Source organism: Mycobacterium sp. TH-M116 (genome assembly GCF_057473685.1).
In genome coordinates this window covers 1-3,002 of sequence record NZ_JBYCLC010000280.1, presented here as the reverse complement: position 1 = coordinate 3,002, position 3,002 = coordinate 1, and the positions used below count along the sequence as shown (strand labels likewise).

Below are 3,002 nucleotides of genomic sequence, written 5' to 3'. Positions count from 1 at the left end.
ACGACCGCCCAGAACTCATCAGAAATCACACCAATCCGCGTCACCGACCAATTTTCGCCGGTCAGGACACGAAAATTCGGGAGACACGCCCTAGCCCGAGCGGTGCTCGTTCCCGAAGAGAGCCGCATCGCCGCGGCGCAGGCTTATATCGATGCACTGGTCAGCCACAACGCCGACGCCGTTCCGTTCGCAAAGGGCTGCACCCGCGTCGAGCAGGGCATCAAGAACGGGTTCTCCGGACGCCACATGCGGCGCGGCCTCAACCGCGGCCCCCAGTTCCGGATCATCGCCGACGCGACACCGCCGGACTACCGCATCAGCGGCGACGAGGTGCGCGCGGTGTACGACGTGTTGACCAAGGTCGCCTTCGGCGGGCGGCGGGTGGCCGCGCGGGTCGACGAGACATTCCTGATTCCCGCCGAAAGCCCCAGTGGCACGGCGGAAATCCAGCACATCAAGGTCCGCTTTCATCCATTCGTCCAGCGCTAGGAAAACCATGCCGAAAGAGAAGCCACGCTCGCTGAACTCGCCCTGGGTCGGCCTGATCATCAAGTACATGGCCAAGGGCAACGCGTGGATCTACCGTCGCAGCAACGGAAAGCTCGGCGGCACTTTCGGCAAGGCTCCGGTCGCGCTGCTCACCACGACGGGCCGCAAGACCGGTCAACCGCGGGTGAGCCCGCTGCTGTACCTGCGCGAGAGGGATCGCGTGGTGTTGGTCGCATCGAAGGGCGGCAGCGACAAGCATCCGCTGTGGTACCTCAATCTCAAGGCGAATCCCCACGTTTTCGTGCAGATCAAGGATGAGGTGTTGCAGTTGCAGGCGCGCGATGCCACCGAGGATGAGCGCGCAGAATACTGGCCGAAGCTGGAAGCCATGTACCCGTCGTTCGGCGACTACCGGTCGTGGACGGATCGGGTCATCCCCATCGTCATCTGCGACCCCTGAGCGTTGCCCTGCGCATGTCGAGCGTGAAGCCACGGCGAAAAATCGACGAAATCCTCGCCGCCAGTTCACGTTCGGCGAGTACCGCGGCCCGCTACGCCCCGTAGACGGGGACCGGCGGGCGCGCCTTGGCCAGCAGGTCGGCGACGACGGGGCCCAATTCGGCGGGATCCCACTTGGCGCCTCCTTTGTCGATCTGAGGGCCGTGCGCCCAGCCCTCGGCGACGCGGATCTTGCCGCCCTCGACCTCGAAGACCTTGCCGGTGACGTCGCGGGACTCGGCGCTGCCCAGCCAGACCACCAGCGGCGAGACGTTCTCCGGTGCCATGGCGTCGAAATCCTGGTCCTGGGTCGCCATCATCTCGGCGAAGACGGTCTCGGTCATGCGGGTGCGCGCCGACGGCGCGATCGCGTTGACCGTCACGCCGTAGCGTCCCATCTCGGCGGCGCCGACGAGCGTCATCGCCGCGATGCCGGCCTTGGCGGCGCTGTAGTTGCCCTGCCCGACGCTGCCCTGCAAGCCCGCACCGGAGCTGGTGTTGACGATCCGCGCGTCGACCGCCTTGCCTTCCTTGGACAGCCCGCGCCAGTAGGACGCCGCGTGCCGCATCATGGCGAAGTGCCCCTTGAGGTGCACCGCGATGACGGCGTCGAACTCCTCTTCGCTGGTGTTGGCCATCATCCGGTCGCGCACGATGCCGGCGTTGTTGACCACGACGTCCAGGCCGCCGAAGGTGTCGACGGCGGCCCGCACGAGGCCGGCCGCCTGGTCCCAGTCGGCGATGTTGGACCCGTTGGCGACGGCTTCCCCACCGGCCGAGGTGATTTCGTCGACGACGCCCTGCGCGACGCTGCCGCCGCCGGCCGGCGAACCGTCCAGGCCCACTCCGATGTCGTTGACCACCACCCGCGCGCCCTCGGCCGCGAAGGCCAGCGCGTGCGCGCGCCCGATACCCCCGCCGGCTCCGGTGACGATGACGACGCGGCCGTCCACCAACCCCATTGTTCGTGTCTCCTCTACTTGACTGCGCTGGCGTTCGTTGTGGCGAGATAGTGCGGCGGTTCGCCGCCGCCGTGCACCTCCAGCGAGGCGCCGCTGATGTAGGACGCCGCGTCCGACGCCAAAAACGCCGCGGCCCAACCGACATCATCCGGCTTGGCCAAACGGCCCAGGGGCACGTTCTTCGAAATCGCGGCGATCGACTCGGCATCACCGTAGAACAGTTCCGACTGTTCGGTCTCCACCATGCCGACCACGCAGGCGTTCACCCGGACCTTGGGCCCCCACTCCACCGCCAGCGTCTGCGTCAGACTTTCCAGGCCGGCCTTGGCCGCACCGTAGGCCGCGGTCCCGGGCGACGGCCGCCGACCACTGAGACTGCAGATGTTGACGATCGATCCGCCGCGCTCCTGGCCCTGCATCTTGTCGTTGGCGTACTGCGAAACGTACAGCGCACCAATCAGATTGAGCTCGATGATCTTGCGGTTGAAATTCGCGCTGGAATCCGCGGTCAGCACGTACGGCGAACCCCCGGCGTTGTTGACCACCACATCGAGCCGGCCATGCCTGTCGACCACGGAGTCGATCAGCGCCTTGACGGCGTCGTCGTCGCGGACGTCGCACGAGTGAAACTCATAGGGCAGACCCTCGACGGCGCGGCGCGCGCAGGTGACGACGGTCGCGCCCTGCCGGGCGAAAACGGCGCTGACCCCCAGGCCCACCCCTCGAACGCCGCCGGTGACCAGGACGACCCGACCGGCCAATCCCAGACTGATGACTCCTCCAGAAGGGAGGCCTCCTTCGGCGCGGGTCACTGTGCTAGCGTACCAAGCAAGTGCTTGCTTAGGTAGCCACGCCCCCAGGAGTGCCATGCCGATCACATCCACCACCACCGAACCGGGGATAGTCGCGGTCACCGTGGACTTCCCGCCCGTCAACGCCATCCCTTCGCGCGGCTGGTTCGAGCTTGCCGACGCGATCACGGCGGCCGGCGACAGCCCTGAGGCCCACGTGGTGATCCTGCGGGCGGAGGGCCGCGGCTTCAACGCCGGCGTG

4 protein-coding genes and 1 pseudogene are annotated in these 3,002 nt (G+C 67.2%); 3 read left to right on the top strand and 2 right to left on the bottom strand.

The features are described from left to right. The first annotated feature begins 102 nt into the window (after nucleotides 1-102). Nucleotides 103-489: a DUF8021 domain-containing protein gene (locus AC2VOK_RS14025; protein WP_428901025.1), complete on the top strand. Its 387-nt coding sequence runs from the start codon at nucleotides 103-105 to the stop codon at nucleotides 487-489. Nucleotides 490-496: 7 nt separating this feature from the next. Continuing rightward, the gene (locus AC2VOK_RS14020; RefSeq protein WP_428901024.1) at nucleotides 497-949 is read left to right on the top strand and encodes a nitroreductase family deazaflavin-dependent oxidoreductase; all 453 of its coding nucleotides are present in this window, start codon (nucleotides 497-499) and stop codon (nucleotides 947-949) included. Between the two features lie 91 nt (nucleotides 950-1,040). Here the strand turns inward: AC2VOK_RS14020 and AC2VOK_RS14015 are convergent, their stop codons facing one another. Together AC2VOK_RS14015 and AC2VOK_RS14010 are read right to left on the bottom strand one after the other, a co-directional pair. Then, nucleotides 1,041-1,949: an SDR family oxidoreductase gene (locus tag AC2VOK_RS14015; RefSeq protein WP_428901023.1), complete on the bottom strand. Its 909-nt coding sequence runs from the start codon at nucleotides 1,947-1,949 to the stop codon at nucleotides 1,041-1,043. Nucleotides 1,950-1,963: 14 nt separating this feature from the next. Further along, nucleotides 1,964-2,722: an SDR family oxidoreductase gene (locus AC2VOK_RS14010; protein ID WP_428901026.1), complete on the bottom strand. Its 759-nt coding sequence runs from the start codon at nucleotides 2,720-2,722 to the stop codon at nucleotides 1,964-1,966. 94 nt (nucleotides 2,723-2,816) lie between these two features. Here AC2VOK_RS14010 and echA20 point away from each other — a divergent pair. After that, nucleotides 2,817-3,002 (top strand): annotated as a pseudogene (gene echA20, locus AC2VOK_RS14005) ((7aS)-7a-methyl-1,5-dioxo-2,3,5,6,7,7a-hexahydro-1H-indene-carboxyl-CoA hydrolase); the annotation flags it as partial.